We start from the raw sequence: 14,854 nt of genomic DNA on the forward strand, positions 1-14,854 counted from the left end.
ATCCTTCCGGATCAGCTGGCGGTGGAACAGTTGAGGCACACGCCCCAGTAGATGATCTCGGCCTCGTCGATCACGAAGCCGTGATCGTCGGACGCGGTCAGGCAGGGCGCCTCACCGACCGCACAGTCGACGTCGGCGACGACACCGCACGATCGGCACACGATGTGGTGGTGGTTGTCGCCGACCCGCCCCTCGAACAGGGCCGGACTGCCCGGCGGTTCTATACGGCGGACGAGTCCCGCGGTGGTGAGCGCGTGGAGGCCTTCGTACACGGCCTGGAGGGACACCTGGCCGATACGATCACGGACTCCGGAGGTGAGCGCCTCGACACCGAGATGGTCACCGTTTCGGACGGTTTCGAGCAGCGCGACACGGGCCGCAGTCACCCGTAGGCCGGCACCTCGCAGCTCCTCGGCGATGGTCGGGGGCTGGGATGCGGTCATGACTCCAATATACCCCCACAAACATGAACAATTTAAGATATTGAGTGATTCAAGTCTTGGGAGTTCCCTGGACGTCCGGCCGACCGTCCGGGGACGTCCGGGGCGATCGGTGCTGCAGTGGGGCACGGCGCGCATGCCCGGGATCTCCGAGGCCACGGTCCCGAGGCCCGGGATCCTTGCCCCGCGCGTCGGGAAGCGCGGGGGCTCAGGACCGGCCGCAGGTCGCCGGGCAGAAGCCGGCCTCGGGGTGCCTCGGCGACGGCCCGTCCAGAAGGGGCTGTGGCCGTGATCCCAGGTGCCGGTCGAGGAAGGCCGCCACGTAGGTGCGGGTGAGCTCAGAGCCACGGGCCGCGGGCAGCATGCCGGGGAGGGGTTCGAGGCCGAGGACGCCCGCCAGCAGGGGGATGTCGGTGAAGGACTGGTGTTCGGCGCCCGACAGCACGAGCCAGCGCTTCCAGCCGGTCAGCAGCCTCCAGTCGCGGTCCCAGGAGGTGTCGCGACCGCCCGGGACGTGCTCGCGCGATCCCAGGAACATGAACGGCCGGGAGAGACCGCCCTTGGGGATGCGGGCGTAGGTGGTGCCGTCCATATTGATCCCGGCGCGTACGCGCGGGTCTTCGATCATGGCCGCCACGGTCGCGGCCCCGCCGATCGACTGGCCCGCCATCGCGATCCTTCTCCGGTCGATCAGGCCGGAATGACCCCACGTGGAGGTCAGCCGGTCGAGGACGAAGGAGACGTCGGCGGCCCGGCCCCGGACCAACCCGGCGCCGAAACCGGGGTCGGTGCTGCTGTCGCAGGCGAGACATTCGGCGACCCGGCCGCCGGACAGGGTGGTGGCGTGGCTCTCGTGGGTGTGGTCGATCCCGGCGACGACGTACCCGCGGCCGGCCAGGTCCTCGGCCAGGGAGGTGAGGGTGCTCACCGGCTTGGTGAAGCCCGGGGAGAGCACCACCAGCGGCAGCCCGCGCCCGGAGGGGGCGGCGTCCTCGACGGCGTTGGTCCGGGTCCTGCTCAGCGTGCCGGACGGCGCGGTCGAGGTCCCGGAGCCCTTCAGGAGGAGTTCCGCCTCCTTGGCCGTCATGTAGGGCGCGCGCCGCCCGTGACGCCGCCCGGCCGGATACCACAGGGTGACCTTGAGCTCCCTGGCGTCCGCGTCGGGGTTCCAGGGATCGGGGCGGGAGGTGTCGGTCAGGTGCAGGACGGTGGTGCCGACCGGATGGGGGCCGGTGGGGGCGGGCAGCGTCACGGGACCGGGCGGTTCGGCCCGCGGCGCGTCGGAGCGGGGCGGCGCGGGCGCGGAGCAGGCGGACGCGGCCAGGACGGCCAGTCCCGCGACCAGGGTCGAAAGTCTTCTCATGGCGAGGTCCCTCACGTGCGCAGCAGGGTCAGGGCCTTGGCCAGTGCGGGGTCGCGTCCGGCGGCCGCGTCCTTGGGGGTGAGGGGCACGCGGTGGTCGGGCGGCACGCCGATCCGGTCGATCACCTCGCGGTTCGGCCCGAGGTGGTGCCTGGCGGGAAGGTGCAGGAAGGTGTTGTCGGCGAGCAGGTACGTACGTGCCGGGCCGGAGATCACGCCGGCGGTCCTGGTGCCGACCAGCGGGGCGATGCGCAGGTCCTTGATCGCGGAGCTGAAGTGCTCGCACGCAGAGGCGCAGCCGCGGTCGACGAGCACCACCGACGGCAGGTGAAGCAGCTCGACGGTGTCGTCGGTCGGCGTGGCCTGGCAGGTGCCGTCGGCGGTGCACTGGTAGGCGGTGTTCCTGCCGTGGGCGAACGCGCTCAGCAGCCGGGTCGCCTCCACGGGACTGCCGCCGCCGTTGCCGCGCAGGTCCAGCACGACGCCGGACAGGGTCCGGCCGACGCGCAGCCTGGCGATCGCCCGCAGGACCCGGTTCGCTGAGTCGGGGGTGAACCCGGTCATCCGTACGTGGGCGACGCCGCCGTCGTCGCCGTCCTCCAGCAGTTCCGATCGCACCACCCGCAGGTCGGCCGGGTCCCGGGGGAAGAGGCCGGGTTCGAGCGTCACGGTCCAGCGGCGGCCGGTGGACTGCCGCAGCAGCCGCAGCCGGACCGGCCGCGCCTCCGGGTACTCGGGGTGGAGGGCGGCGACGGCGGGGGTGGCCTTCGCGTCGACGAAGGGGGCGGAGCCGTTGATCGACTCGATGACGTCCCCCGGACGCAGGCCCGCGGCCCGCGCCGCGCCGCCGAGCACGCCGGTGACGAAGAGCGGGGGAAGGGCGGTACCGGGATCGGTGTCCGCCTGCGGGCCGGTGACGTTCGCCTGCAGGCCCAGGCCGTAGCCGTCGCCGTCGTAGTGGCCGGGCGGCCGCCTGTCCTGGCGCGTCCAGCGGGCGTGGTCGTCGCCGAGGGCGGCCACGAGCGCCCGCAGGGTGACGGCGGCCAGCCTGTCGCGCAGGTCGGGCACCCGATCGACGATCTTCCGGTAGGCGGTCTCGAAGGCGGCCCAGTCGGCTCCGCGGTCGCCGGTCAGCGCGGGCATGACCGCCTCGGGCATGTCGCGCCCGTCGCGGTCGAGCTCCCGCGTCAGGGCGGCGAATCCGGCGGTCAGCAGCGAGCGGGCGTCCAGCGGCGCACCGCTGTAGTACCTGCCGAGAATGCAGAGGTACGCCTGCTCGACGACGTCGATCGTGGTGGCCTTCTCCGCCTCGACGGGACCCGAGGGCGGCGCGCAGACCGTATCGGCCGCCGTGCCCGCCTGGACGCGCGGCGGCTCCGGCGTGGTGCAGGCCGCCGCAAGAAGGAGGGCGAGCCCGCAGGCCGCGGTCCTGATGAGGGTCATGACAGGCGTCTCCGGATCCACCAGAAGGACGACCAGGCCAGACCGAGGGTGAGCAGGGCGTAGATCCCGGTCTCGATCCACTGGAAGGGCCAGAACCGCTCCAGGGGCTGGTAGCTCGCCCGCTGCCGGTAGCCGAGCCGGTTGATCTCGGCCACGCATCCCCCCGCGGGGAGTCCCTGCGGTGAGCAGGGTCCCGACGTCGTGGGGACCGGGACGGCCCGCACGATCGTCGACGACGGTCCCGAGCTCCCGTCTCCGCCGGAGATCGTACGTCCGGACGGATCGACCAGTCTGCTGGACAGCACCCAGGCGCCCGCGTGGCCGGGGACGGCCGACGTCCTCAGGAAGATCTGCAGGGATCCGCCTCTCGGCGCGCCGAGGCCGTCCATGTTCTCCCGGTTGATCTCGAAGGTGCCGGTGACCGGGGGCATCAGGTGGGGACGGACCAGCAGCGGCACGGCGAGCTGGATCACGGCGAAGACGGCCAGGGTCAGGGCCATGGCCGGCAGCGTGCGGCGCACCAGCATGCCCACGGTCACCCCCAGGACGAAGGCGAAGGCCGCGTACCCCATCGGGGCGATGCCGCGCGCGCCGAACACCAGCGGGGCCATCATCGCCAGCTCCGGCACGGCCGACCTGTCCAGCGGATCGGACCACCAGGTCACCACCAGACCGCACGCACCGGCGGCGATCACGGCCGCCAGGCCGATGAGCCCGAGCTTGACCGCCAGCCAGCGGCCGCGGGTGACGCTCTGGTTCCACACCAGCAGGTGCGTGCCCGCCTCCAGCTCACGGGTGACCAGCGGCGCCCCCCAGAACAGCCCGATCAATGCCGGCAGGACCAGCACGACGAGGGTGAGGGCCAGGAAGGGGATGTCGTACTCGCCGAAGAACCGGTCGAAGAAGTCGTGGCAGGTGCCGTCCGGGGTGCAGGCGGTGATCCCGGCGGCGTAGCGGGAGGCCAGGTCCGGGCCGGTCAGGGTCAGGACGGTGGCGAGGACGACGAGGACGGCGGCCGTCATCGCGGCCGAGCCGCGGAACTGGCGCCAGGTCAGCCAGATCATCGCCGTACCTCCGTGGCGGCCGGCCGGTTCCCCGTGGGCCGCTCGTCCATGTAGGCCAGGACGAGGTCCTCCAGGCCGAGGGGGGTGACCGTCCAGGCGGGGTCGTGGATCGGGGAGTCGGTACGGACCACGTACGTGCTCTGCCGGTCGGTGTGGCGCGCGGAGATCACGTACTGGTCGGCGGGCAGGCGGTCGGGGTCGCGGCGCGGGCCGGTGAGCCGGTGGTGGCCGACCAGCAGCCGGTCGACCTCCCCCGCCACCCGGACGTGGGAGCCGACGAGGACGACCAGGAAGTCGCAGACCTTTTCCAGGTCGGAGATCAGGTGGGAGGAGAGCACGACGCTGAGCCGGTGCTCGGCGACGGCCTCCGTCAGCTCCCGCATGAACTCGCGGCGGGCCAGCGGGTCGAGCGAGGCGACGGGCTCGTCCAGGATCAGCAGCTCGGGCCGCTTGGCCAGGCCCAGGGTGAGGGCGAGCTGGGCGCGCCGGCCGCCCGACAACCGGCCCGCCCGATGAGCGGGATCGAGGCCGAGCCGCGCGATCCGGTCCCGCGCCAGGGCCTCGTCCCAGCCGGGGTTGAGCCGGGCCCCCAGCCGCAGGTGCTCTGCCACGGTCAGCGCGGCGTAGACGGGGGTGTCCTGGGCGACGAAGCCGACCCTGGCCAGCTGCGAGGGAGTGCTCCCCGGACGGCCGCCGAGCACGCTGATGCCGCCCGCCGTCGGCTCCAGCTGACCGCTCGCGAGCTTCAGCAACGTGGTCTTGCCGGCCCCGTTGGGACCCACCAGCCCGACGACGCGACCCGCCGGGATGTCGACGGTGCACTCGCTCAGCGCCCAGCGCCTGCCGTACTTCTTGCCCAGTGCCCGGGCTTCCAGGACAGCGGTCACGCTGCGTCCTCCTGATGGGGGTCCGAAAGGTGGTCGTGTACAGCGCCGCGTGCCTTCGGTGGGATCGTGGTTCCGAAGCGGCGTGACGGTGGGAACGAAACTAGGCACCGCCCCCGCCGGTGCGCGTCGGCCGTCCTGCCGAGATCGCGTACCTCCCGGGGACCAGTGGCCGCCGGGTCATCCCTGCGATGTACTCCCCGAGACCACGGGCCCCGTCACGACGGCCGATGTGGGAGAGGCGGGCAGGCGTGACAATGTGCCGGTGGAGACCGATGAGCGACCGGCCGGACGACCGGCGTGGTGGCGGCACCTGCTGGACCCGGACGGCCGGACGGACGAGGACCGCCCGGACCGGCGCGACGCCCGGGACACGCCGGGGCCGGGTGGCGACGGCCTCCCGGGACCGTCGCGCCGGGCCCTCACCGCCGACGTGGTGGTCGCGCTCGTCCTGACGGCCGTCGCGGTGACCGTGTCGGTGAGATATCCGGTGACCGGTCCCGCCGCGGACCAGCCCGAGGTGATCGAGTACCTGCGGCTCCGGCCCACCGCCTCCCCCCTGCCGCCGACGGCCGACCTCCCCTCGATGCCCGACCTGCCGTCGATGCCCGACCTGCCACCGATGGCCGACATGCCGTCGATCCCGGATTCCCCGTCCGAAGGTCCGTCCCCGTCCTCCGGTGATCCGTCCGGCATCGTGCCCGCCTGGCTCCTGTCCCACGTCCTGCCCGTGTTCCTCGTGGCGCTGACGGCGTTGCCGCTGGCGGTGCGGCGCCGGTACCCGCTCGTCACCTTCTGGGTGGTGCTGGCCGCGGCGCTGGCCACGTACCGGGTCGCGACCTGGATCACCGTTCTGACCTGCGCCGTCGCCGCGTACGGTGCCGTCGTCCACGGCCGTAACCGGTTCCTGGCGATGGGAGGTCTCGTGCTCGCGGCCGGGCTCGCCGGGGGCGCCTTCCGGGACGTCGCGCCCGGGCTGCCGGACTGGATGGTGCCGTTCGCCGTCCTGCTGGGCGTCGGCGTCTTCGGGAGCTTCGTCCGTTCCTGGCGACGACAGCTGGGGGCCGGCCGGCGTCGGCTCGCCGAGCTGCGGCGGGAGCAGGAGAACGCCACGCGCAGGGCCGTCGCGGAGGAGCGCTCCCGGATCGCCGCCGAACTCCACGACGTGGTGACCCACAATGTCAGCGTGATGGTGATCCAGGCCGGCGCGGCCCGCAAGGTCATGGACATGGAGCCGGAGCAGTCGAAACAGGCCCTGCTCGCGATCGAGTCCGGTGGCCGGGCCGCCATGGCCGAACTGCGCAACGTCATGGGCCTGCTCGCGGGGCCGGGCGGCGAGCGCCTCGACGGCCCTTCCGGCGGGTCCTCCGACGGGCTCTCCGACGGGCTCGAACCCCAGCCCGGGCTCGACCGGCTCGACGCCCTGGTAGAACGGGTCCGCGCCGCCGGCGTGCCGGTGAGCGTCGAGGTGTCGCCGACCGGGCCGCTTCCTCCCGGGATCGACCTCGCCGCCTACCGCGTCGTGCAGGAGGCCCTCACCAACACGATCAAGCACGCGGCCGGGGCCGCCGCGTCCGTGACGATCGGTCATGACGGCGACCGGCTGGAGATCGAGGTGACCGACACCGGCGGGACACGCAGCGCCGGACCGCGTACCGATGGCGGCAGGGGGCTGATCGGGCTGCGCGAGCGGCTCGCCGTCTACGGCGGGACCCTGGACGCGGGGCGGACGGCCGGGGGCGGATTCCGGATCAGGGCCCGTATCCCGTGGAGGACGACATGACCGAGCGGTTGCGCGCCGTCATCGCCGACGACCAGGCGCTGGTACGCACGGGATTCCGCATGATCCTCGCCGCCGACGGCATCGACGTGGCGGCCGAGGCCGCCGACGGGGAGGAGGCCGTCGCCGCGGTCCGCCGTACCAGGCCCGACGTCGTGCTCATGGACATCCGGATGCCGAGGATGGACGGCCTCGAAGCCACCCGGCGGATCCTCGCGGACGGCGCCGAGGGCACCCGCGTGCTGATCCTGACCACCTACGACCTCGACCACTACGTGTACGCCGCGCTCGCCGCGGGGGCGAGCGGGTTCCTGCTCAAGGACGTCACCCCCGAGCACCTGGTGGCCGCGGTACGCCTGGTGCGCTCCGGCGACGCCCTGCTCGCGCCCACCATCACCCGCCGCCTGGTCGAACGTTTCGCCCGCCACGACACCGCGCGGCCGGACCTGCACCGTGACCTGTCCCGGCTGACGCCCCGGGAGGTGGACGTGCTGCGCCTGCTCGCCACCGGCCTGAGCAATGCCGAGCTCGCCGACCGGCTAACCCTCAGCATGGCCACGGTGAAGACCCACGTCGCGCGCATCCTGTCCAAGCTCGGCCTGCGCGACCGTGTCCAGGCCGTGGTGGTCGCCTACGAGACCGGCCTGATCTCCCCCGGCGGCTTCCCTCAGGAGCCGGGCCGGGCCCGCGGACCGGCGGATCGCTGACGGCGTCCGGGCGGTAGTTCGCCCACCGGCGCGACGGTGTGCGTCCCGCCGCCCGTGCAGCGCCACACGACGGCCCCGTCCCCCGGTTCGGCGCGCAGGCCCCGGTCGTGCACCGGGCAGACCGGCCACGTCCTCCAGAGGACCTCCATGACCACCTCCTGGGTGGCGTCGGCCACGGACCCCAGCCCCCCGTTCCGCGATCCGAGGCCGTTTCCCTGGCAGACGCCCCGGAACTCCACCCATGCCAGGCCCACGCCGTCCCAGTCGGGAAGGATCATCCGAAGCTTCCCGGTGATCCCTGCGGCGCGCACGTCGCGCTCCACGATCCTCAGCGCCTCCTCCAGCGGCGCCAGCAGGCCCGGATCCAGCGCGAAGGACGGCTCGAAGCCGACGTCGCCGAGAAGGGCCTCACCCAGCCGGGCCAGATCGGCGGCCGTCAGTTCGGCGGCGGGACGTTCGAGGAGCTCCCGCGTGACAGCGGTGGACACGCCCTGCTCCTCCACCAGGCAGGCCAGCTCGACGAGAGGCCCGGCGTCGAGCCCACCGTCGCGCAACCGCGTGTGGACGCGGGCGCCCAGCTCGTCGACGATCCGCCTGAGCTCGTCGTCCTGCTCGTAGGGATGCATGCCGCAGTGTCTCCCGCCCCCCATGTCCCGGCAAGCGGGATTCCGGGCCCGGATTCCAGGCGCCGCCTCATGACCTGCGCGCACCGTGGTCTTCGGAACGGCGGGGCGGTGAAGGCGTACGAAACATGGACTTCGGTGGGATGTGTGATCGTGGCGGGCTGCACTAGATTGCCTGCCATGGTGCTCGCCGGCATTCCCAGCCCCTCCGAAGGAGTCTGGCATCTGGGGCCTCTGCCCATTCGCGGTTACACCATCTGCATCATGCTCGGGGTCGTGGTGGCCGTCGCCGTCGCCGATCGCCGCTGGCGGAATCGCGGTGGGGCACCGGGCACCATGCTGGACCTGGCGACGTGGGGAATTCCGTTCGGCCTCGTGGGCGCGCGGCTGTACCACGTCATCACCGACTGGCAGCTGTACTTCGGGCCCGGCGCCCCCCACCGGCCGATCGACGCGGTCCTGGTCTGGAGCGACTCCGGACCGGGCTGGCGCGGTCTGAGCATCTGGGGCGCCATCGCCCTGGGCGCGGTGGGCGTGTGGATCGGCTGCCGCCGCCGGGGCATCGCGGTGAGCGCGGTCGCCGACGCCGTGGCCCCGGCCGTCGCCATCGGCCAGGCCATCGGCCGGTGGTGCAACTACTTCAACCAGGAGCTGTTCGGCGGCCCGACCGACCTGCCCTGGGGGCTGGAGATCGACGCGGGCCGTCCGGGAACCGTGCCGGGCGTCACCACCTACCACCCCACGTTCCTGTACGAGTCGCTGTGGAGCCTGGGCCTGGCGCTGGCACTGATCTGGATCGGCGGCCGCTTCGCGCTGCGGCACGGACGGCTCTTCGCCCTGTACGTGGCGGGCTACACCGCGGGCCGGTTCTGGATCGAGGGCATGCGCGTCGACCCGGCCAACGAGATCCTCGGGATGCGGCTGAACCAGTGGACGTCGGTCGCCCTGTTCCTGGGCGCGCTGGCCTACGTGTACCTGACCCGGAACAAGAGATCCGAGGAGTCCCTGGGCGACGAACGGGTTCTCACCGGGGTGAAGTGAACCCCGGCCGTCCGGGGGCCTGTCGAAGCACTCCCGCAGGACCGTGCGATGCGCCGGGCGGGGACACGGCGGGTCCGCGCTCTCCCAGCGGCGGATCCGCCGGGCGCTGAACCGTACGTCACGCGGCAGCCTGCCGTCCCTCCGCATCGCCCCGGCCGGGTCCGAGGGCTTCTCCGCCGATCCTTCCCGGGTGAGGTGAACGTCCCGCCCGCCGTCGCCGGCGTCATCACGCTGGGGACCTTGTGGTGGGAGACGATGTGGAACCTGTCCGCGGCCGTGCGTACCGGCAGGCCGTCCCTGCCGTCCCCCTACCGGTCAGGGTACGACTACCTGGCGGACGACCCCGGCGCCCAGCACCTGTTCGACCGGTTCATGACCCACCGCAGCGCCCCGATCGCCGAACGGCTCGGCGCCTGGGCCACCCCGGAGAACGTCCCCGACGGGAGCGTCGTCGTCACCGTCCCCGTCTGAGCCCGTTCCGGCGTCCCCGTCCCGCACCTCGGCCCCGGCGTTCACGGGATCACCACCGTATCGCCGGGTCCCGGTCCGGGGACCGGGGCGGGCGCGGCCGGCACCGGATCCCCCTGGAGCGGCGGTCGCCGCCCGGGCCTCGTACGTCATCGCGTCCTGTCGTCCAGGTGGACGCGGACGGGGAGCGACTCCCAGGCCCGCAGGGTGTTGTTGTGGTGGCGCCGGGGTGTCCCGGCGAGCTCGAAGCGGTCGACGCGGCGCGTCAGGGCGGCCAGCAGCGCCTCGGCCTCCAGGCGGGCGACGTGCTGGCCGACGCACTGGTGCAGGCCCATGCCGAAGCCGACGTGCCCGGAGGGGTCGCGGGACAGGTCGAAGGCGTCGGGGTCGTCCCAGCGGCGCGGGTCGCGGTTGGCCGCGGCGAGGAACAACAGGACCTTCCTGCCCTCGGGGACGACCGCGCCGCCGATCCGGACGTCGCGGTCGGCGGTGCGGAAGAAGGTCTGCACGGGCGACTGCCAGCGCACGGCCTCGTCGAACGCGACCCGTGCCAGGCCGGGGTCCTCGCGCAGCCGCCTCCACTGGCCGGGGTGGACGGCGAAGGCGTACAGCACGGCGGCCAGGCCGTGCACGGTGGTGTCGACCCCGGCCGACAGCAGGGAGCGCACCACCAGCGGGGCCTGCTCGGGGGTGATGTCGCCGCGGTCGGCCGCCGCCCAGATCCGCGCGCCGAACCCGCCGGGCGCCAGCACCTCACGGCGGCACCGGTCGTTCACCCAGGCCGACAGCTCCCCCACCCGGGCGTCGCCCCTGGCCACCAGGTCGTTGGCCGGGCCGAAGGCGTTGAAGAGGTGGTCCCCGTAGGGCAGCAGGTTCTCCCGGCCCTCGCGGGGGATGCCGACCGCGTCGGGGAACACCCGCAGCGGGAAGGCCTCGGCCAGCGACGTGACCGCGTCGAACTCGCGCTCGGCCAGCACCCGGTCCACCAGGTCCTCGGCCTCGGCGAACCAGCGCTCGCGCAGCCCGCGCAGTGCCCGCGGTCCCAGGATCCGGGTCAGGACGGCGCGCGGGGCGTCGTGCCGGGGCGGGTCGGCCTCCAGCAGCAGGCTGGGCGGGCGCCACGGCCTCTCCCGGCGGAAGTTGCTCAGCCCCACCCCGGCTCCGGAGGGGAGGTTCTGCCAGTCGGCCAGCGCGGCGTGCACGTGCTCGTGACGGGCCAGCGCGTAGACGTCGTAGCGGGGCAGGTGGACCACCGGACCGGCCGCGAGCAGGGCGGCGTGCAGGGGTGCGGGGTCCTCCAGCACCTCGTGGGCGAAGGGGTCGGCGTCGAGCACGGGCAGCGTGGGTGACGCGGGTGACGCGGGTGACGCGGGTGACGCGGGTGACGCGGGTGACGCGGGTGGCACGGGTGGCGTGGGTGGCGTGGTCATGGCGGGATCCTTCACAGGTCGAGAACGAGGCGGTCGGAGCGGGATCGGGAGACGCAGACGAGCATGCGGTCCCCGGCCGCCCGCTCGGCGTCGTCCAGCAGCGCGTCCCGGTGGTCCGGTTCGCCCTCCAGCACGTCGGTCTCGCAGGTGCCGCACAGGCCCTGCCGGCAGGAGGACAGCACGCCGGCCCCGGCGTCGTTGATCGCCTGCAGGACGGACCGGCCGGGCGTGACCGTCACCGACACCCCCGAGCGGCGCAGCACGACCTCGAAGGGCTCGTCGCGGGCGGGCGCGGCCGGCTCCCCGGTCACGAACCGTTCGGTGCGCAGCGACCCGGCGGGCCAGGCCGCTGCGCGCCGTTCCAGGGCCTCCAGCAGTCCGGCGGGTCCGCAGCAGTAGACCCTGGTGCCCGGTGGCGGCCGGTCGGGCAGGACGAGCGGGCCGCGCTCGTCCTGCGGGACGACCGTGACCCTGTCGCCGTAGCGGGCGAGCTCGCCGGTGAACGCCATCGACGCCCGGGTCCGCCCGCCGTACAGCAGGTGCCAGTCCGCGTCCAGCAGCTCGGCCTGGTGGACCATGGGCAGCAGCGGCGTGATGCCGATGCCTCCGGCGACGAACAGGTACCGCTCGGACGGCACGAGGGGGAAGGCGTTGCGCGGCCCGCCGATCGAGACCGTGTCGCCCTCGGCCAGCACGTCGTGCACGTACGCCGATCCACCCCGCCCGTCCGGTTCGCGCAGCACGCCGATCCGGTAGGTGCGCGGGTCCCAGCGGTCGCCGCACAGCGAGTACTGGCGGGTCGTCCCGTCCGGCAGGACGAGGTCGATGTGCGCGCCGGGCGTCCAGTCCGGCAGCCGTCCGCCGTCCGGGCGCTCCAGGGTCAGGGCCACGACGCCGTCGGCCACCCGCGTCTTCGCGGCGACTCTCAGGTCCAGTGAGGTCATCGGTCCTCCTCGGCCGGGATCACGGAACGGGTTCCCGTACGGAACGGTGATGGGTGGTCTATTCGGCGGAGGCGGTGTTGAGCGGCGTCGTCGGGACGGTCAGGACCGTGGCGACGAGACCGGCCAGGACCAGCGACGCCACGCCGATGACGGCCAGCGACGCGCCGAACCCCCCGGTCGCCGCGATCAGCGCGCCGACGATCAGGGGCGACAGGAACTGCCCGAGGAACAGCGCGGCCGTCCACAGGCCGGTACCGCGGCCTCGCTGGGCGAACGGCAGCCTGTTGACCGCCCAGGTGACCAGGGTCGGCAGCAGCAGGCCGGTGGCGAAGCCGGTGAGCACGGCCCCCGCCACGATCACGGGGACGGCCTCGGTGGCGAAGATCAGGAGCAGGCCGAGCCCGGCCAGGACGAACTCCACGACGAGCAGCGCCTTCGCCCCGTGGAAGGCGACCCTGGCGAACAGCCCGGCGCCGACGGCGGTCGCCAGCGACATCAGCGCGGTGATGCCGCCGATGACGGCGGTGTCGGTGACCCCCACACCGTCCAGGACGTAGGAGAGCTGGACGATCAGCGTGTAGAAGACGACGCCTCCGCCCACGGTGACCAGGCCGGGGAGGGCCAGGGCGCGCCAGGGCCATGGCCGCCGTGCCTCGCGTGCCGCGATGTCGGGCTGCCACAGCAGGAACGCCATGGGGATCGCGGCCGGCGCGGCGGCGCCGTACAGCCAGAAGGGCGTGCGCCAGTCGTCGGCTCCGAGGAGGCCGCCGAGCACGATGAAGGCGGTCGCGGCGATCGTGGTGACCAGGGTCTGCATGCCCAGGTAGCGGACGCGACGCGTGCCGGACCAGTAGTCGGCGATCAGGGTGGTGCAGCACGTCATGATGGCCGCCTCGCACACGCCGACCAGCATGCGGCTGACCAGGATGCCCTGGATCGAGTCCAGGTACAGGGGTGCGGTGCCGAAGACCGAGTAGGCGACCATGCCGGCGATCAGCAGCCGCTTGCGGTCGAACCTGTCGGCGACGGCTCCCGCGAAGGGCGCGCCCAGCGCGATGAACAGGGCGGGGACGGTCAGGATCACCGGGACCAGGACGTCGGCGCCCGGCGTGGTGGCGAAGTGCCGGCTCATCCGGGGCAGGACCGGTGACAGCAGGACGGCGCCGAGCACGGGCATGCAGCTGCCGACGAGCAGCAGGACGAGCTGGGGCAGTCCTGCCCGGCGGAGGGTGAGCGGCGGGGACATGGGGCCTCGCAGGGTGCGGGGATGTGGCACACATCACTGTGGGCACTGGACCCGGTACGCGGAAGACGGGATTTTCTGATAACCCCCATCCATCCCGTGGATCTCCCCGGGCGCCGTCACCGCGTGCGCGGCCAGGCCCGCCGGGTGACGGGCCCGGTCGCGCGTACGGGCACCGTGAGCGCCGCGGTCCCGGCGGCACCGTGCGAAGCGGCACGCGCGTCATCTAGCATCGTGCCGTGCTGGTCGTACTCGTCAACGGCCTTCCGGGCTCGGGGAAGACGACCCTGGCCAGGGATCTGGCCCGGGAGCTCGGGTTGCCGCTCTTCAGCAAGGACGGCATCAAGGAGACCCTCGCCGATGTCATCGGCGCCACCCCTCCCGAGGGGTACGGCTCGCGGCAGTGGAGCCGGATCCTGGGGGCCGCGGCCGCGGAGAGCCTGTGGACCCTGCTGTCGGACGCGGGCCGGGGCGCCGTCCTGGAGAGCCCCTGGCCGGCCGGTCTGCGGCCGGTGGTGATCTCCGGGCTGGACCGGGCGGGCGCCGGGGACGTCCACGAGGTGTGGTGCGAGGTCCCCCTCTCCGTCGCCCGGCGGCGGTACACGGAACGAATCGCCGACCGCCATGCAGTCCACCACGACGCGCACGTCGACGACGCGCAGTGGCGGGAATGGGCCAGGACGGCCGGGCCCCTGGGGCTGGGCCCGGTGTACCGGGTGGACACGACGGAGCCGGTGGACGTTCCCAGCCTGGTGGAACGGATCACCGCGCGCTCCCGCGGCCCCGCCTCCGGCAGGGGTACCGCGGGTCCTTGAGGGGCGGCCGCGAGGGTCACGAGGCCGGCCCTGCGGGATCCCGGGAGGTGCTGTGGGCCTCGGCGCGCCCGGACGGGCGGTCACGGCCCGGTTCCCGTCACCGGTGGCCGGTCAGCCGTCGTCCAGGGTGAGCAGGCCGCGGCGGAAGGCCACGGCGACGGCGGCCGCGCGGTCGTTGACGCCGAGCCTGGCGTAGATGTGCAGCACGTGGCTCTTGACCGTGGCCTCGCTGATGAAGGCGACGGCCCGCGCCGAGGCCAACGCGGAACTCGTGAGGGAACGCCCGAGGAACCGGCCCGTCCCCGTGGCCTCTCGCTGACCCGACCCGTTCCCGACCCCTTTCCGACCCGGCTCCCCGGCCCGCCTTCTCCCTGCAAGAACCGGGGCCGGGGGTGGGAGCCGGGGTCAGGGTCGGGGCCGGGGGTGGGAGCCGTACAGATTACTCGCCGGTAATGAGAATTGCACCGCCTTCTCATTCTCGGTGCCGGCCCATACGCTGCCGTCACTGAGGCGCTGCGGCCGGTGCCGTGCCCGGGACCGGAGCCCGGACGAGCCGTCGTCACGCACGCCGCCGCGCCTCACACCCCCCGCCCCGAGCCCGTCCAAGGAG

General features: G+C 73.4%; 14 protein-coding genes and 1 pseudogene. 5 read left to right on the forward strand and 10 right to left on the reverse strand.

Annotated features, from left to right (window positions below; translation table 11 throughout):
* Positions 1-11 precede the first annotated feature (11 nt).
* From ACIBCT_RS17760 to ACIBCT_RS17780, 5 genes are all read right to left on the reverse strand, one after another.
* Positions 12-443 (reverse strand): Fur family transcriptional regulator, encoded by a 432-nt coding sequence (locus ACIBCT_RS17760; protein WP_399189695.1) that lies wholly within the window; start codon positions 441-443, stop codon positions 12-14.
* A 205-nt stretch (positions 444-648) separates the two neighbouring features.
* The gene (locus ACIBCT_RS17765) at positions 649-1,803 is read right to left on the reverse strand and encodes an alpha/beta hydrolase family protein (RefSeq protein ID WP_399189698.1); all 1,155 of its coding nucleotides are present in this window, start codon (positions 1,801-1,803) and stop codon (positions 649-651) included.
* An 11-nt stretch (positions 1,804-1,814) separates the two neighbouring features.
* Complete coding sequence (locus ACIBCT_RS17770; protein WP_399189700.1) at positions 1,815-3,245, reverse strand: S41 family peptidase; 1,431 nt, start codon at positions 3,243-3,245, stop codon at positions 1,815-1,817.
* The gene (locus tag ACIBCT_RS17775) at positions 3,242-4,309 is read right to left on the reverse strand and encodes an ABC transporter permease (protein WP_399189702.1); all 1,068 of its coding nucleotides are present in this window, start codon (positions 4,307-4,309) and stop codon (positions 3,242-3,244) included. The genes ACIBCT_RS17770 and ACIBCT_RS17775 overlap by 4 nt, the downstream gene beginning before the upstream one ends.
* Positions 4,306-5,196: an ABC transporter ATP-binding protein gene (locus tag ACIBCT_RS17780; protein ID WP_399189704.1), complete on the reverse strand. Its 891-nt coding sequence runs from the start codon at positions 5,194-5,196 to the stop codon at positions 4,306-4,308. Before ACIBCT_RS17780 ends, ACIBCT_RS17775 begins: the two co-directional genes overlap by 4 nt.
* Positions 5,197-5,458: 262 nt before the next feature.
* On the opposite strand from ACIBCT_RS17780, the gene ACIBCT_RS17785 reads away from it, so the two are divergent.
* Both ACIBCT_RS17785 and ACIBCT_RS17790 read left to right on the forward strand, forming a co-directional pair.
* Positions 5,459-6,976 (forward strand): sensor histidine kinase, encoded by a 1,518-nt coding sequence (locus ACIBCT_RS17785; RefSeq protein WP_399189706.1) that lies wholly within the window; start codon positions 5,459-5,461, stop codon positions 6,974-6,976.
* A complete protein-coding gene (locus tag ACIBCT_RS17790) occupies positions 6,973-7,680 on the forward strand; it encodes a response regulator (protein WP_399189708.1) in 708 nt (235 codons plus the stop codon). Before ACIBCT_RS17785 ends, ACIBCT_RS17790 begins: the two co-directional genes overlap by 4 nt.
* On the opposite strand, the gene ACIBCT_RS17795 is transcribed toward ACIBCT_RS17790, so the two are convergent.
* A complete protein-coding gene (locus tag ACIBCT_RS17795) occupies positions 7,641-8,306 on the reverse strand; it encodes a hypothetical protein (RefSeq protein WP_399189710.1) in 666 nt (221 codons plus the stop codon). The genes ACIBCT_RS17790 and ACIBCT_RS17795 overlap by 40 nt on opposite strands.
* Before the next feature lie 261 nt (positions 8,307-8,567).
* Here ACIBCT_RS17795 and lgt point away from each other — a divergent pair, with 261 nt between their 5' ends.
* Both lgt and ACIBCT_RS17805 read left to right on the forward strand, forming a co-directional pair.
* Complete coding sequence (lgt, locus tag ACIBCT_RS17800) at positions 8,568-9,344, forward strand: prolipoprotein diacylglyceryl transferase (protein ID WP_399189712.1); 777 nt, start codon at positions 8,568-8,570, stop codon at positions 9,342-9,344.
* 195 nt (positions 9,345-9,539) lie between these two features.
* Complete coding sequence (locus ACIBCT_RS17805) at positions 9,540-9,815, forward strand: hypothetical protein (RefSeq protein ID WP_399189714.1); 276 nt, start codon at positions 9,540-9,542, stop codon at positions 9,813-9,815.
* A 146-nt stretch (positions 9,816-9,961) separates the two neighbouring features.
* Here the strand turns inward: ACIBCT_RS17805 and ACIBCT_RS17810 are convergent, their stop codons facing one another.
* Genes ACIBCT_RS17810 through ACIBCT_RS17820 form a run of 3 tightly spaced genes read right to left on the reverse strand, consistent with a single transcriptional unit; the run spans position 9,962 to position 13,432 of the window.
* Positions 9,962-11,242 (reverse strand): cytochrome P450, encoded by a 1,281-nt coding sequence (locus ACIBCT_RS17810; RefSeq protein WP_399189716.1) that lies wholly within the window; start codon positions 11,240-11,242, stop codon positions 9,962-9,964.
* Positions 11,243-11,253: 11 nt separating this feature from the next.
* Complete coding sequence (locus ACIBCT_RS17815) at positions 11,254-12,186, reverse strand: PDR/VanB family oxidoreductase (protein ID WP_399189718.1); 933 nt, start codon at positions 12,184-12,186, stop codon at positions 11,254-11,256.
* Positions 12,187-12,244: 58 nt separating this feature from the next.
* Positions 12,245-13,432 (reverse strand): MFS transporter, encoded by a 1,188-nt coding sequence (locus tag ACIBCT_RS17820; RefSeq protein WP_399189720.1) that lies wholly within the window; start codon positions 13,430-13,432, stop codon positions 12,245-12,247.
* Between the two features lie 236 nt (positions 13,433-13,668).
* Between ACIBCT_RS17820 and ACIBCT_RS17825 the strand changes: the two genes are divergently transcribed.
* Positions 13,669-14,244, forward strand: a complete 576-nt coding sequence (locus tag ACIBCT_RS17825; protein WP_399189722.1) for an AAA family ATPase — start codon at positions 13,669-13,671, stop codon at positions 14,242-14,244.
* Between the two features lie 111 nt (positions 14,245-14,355).
* Here ACIBCT_RS17825 and ACIBCT_RS17830 read toward each other — a convergent pair.
* Positions 14,356-14,490, reverse strand: a pseudogene (locus ACIBCT_RS17830) (LuxR C-terminal-related transcriptional regulator); the annotation flags it as partial.
* Between the last annotated feature and the right edge of the window lie 364 nt (positions 14,491-14,854).

It is taken from the genome of Streptosporangium sp. NPDC050855 (genome assembly GCF_044456585.1).
Taxonomy (GTDB): domain Bacteria; phylum Actinomycetota; class Actinomycetes; order Streptosporangiales; family Streptosporangiaceae; genus Streptosporangium; species Streptosporangium longisporum.

Coding starts and splice junctions, on each gene's coding strand:
- lgt (WP_399189712.1), top strand. CDS start 8,568: ATGCTCGGGGTCGTGGTGGCCGTCGCCGTCGCCGATCGCCGCTGGCGG.
- ACIBCT_RS17795 (WP_399189710.1), bottom strand. CDS start 8,306: ATGCATCCCTACGAGCAGGACGACGAGCTCAGGCGGATCGTCGACGAG.
- ACIBCT_RS17760 (WP_399189695.1), bottom strand. CDS start 443: ATGACCGCATCCCAGCCCCCGACCATCGCCGAGGAGCTGCGAGGTGCC.
- ACIBCT_RS17765 (WP_399189698.1), bottom strand. CDS start 1,803: ATGAGAAGACTTTCGACCCTGGTCGCGGGACTGGCCGTCCTGGCCGCG.
- ACIBCT_RS17810 (WP_399189716.1), bottom strand. CDS start 11,242: ATGACCACGCCACCCACGCCACCCGTGCCACCCGCGTCACCCGCGTCA.
- ACIBCT_RS17790 (WP_399189708.1), top strand. CDS start 6,973: ATGACCGAGCGGTTGCGCGCCGTCATCGCCGACGACCAGGCGCTGGTA.
- ACIBCT_RS17815 (WP_399189718.1), bottom strand. CDS start 12,186: ATGACCTCACTGGACCTGAGAGTCGCCGCGAAGACGCGGGTGGCCGAC.
- ACIBCT_RS17820 (WP_399189720.1), bottom strand. CDS start 13,432: ATGTCCCCGCCGCTCACCCTCCGCCGGGCAGGACTGCCCCAGCTCGTC.
- ACIBCT_RS17775 (WP_399189702.1), bottom strand. CDS start 4,309: ATGATCTGGCTGACCTGGCGCCAGTTCCGCGGCTCGGCCGCGATGACG.
- ACIBCT_RS17770 (WP_399189700.1), bottom strand. CDS start 3,245: ATGACCCTCATCAGGACCGCGGCCTGCGGGCTCGCCCTCCTTCTTGCG.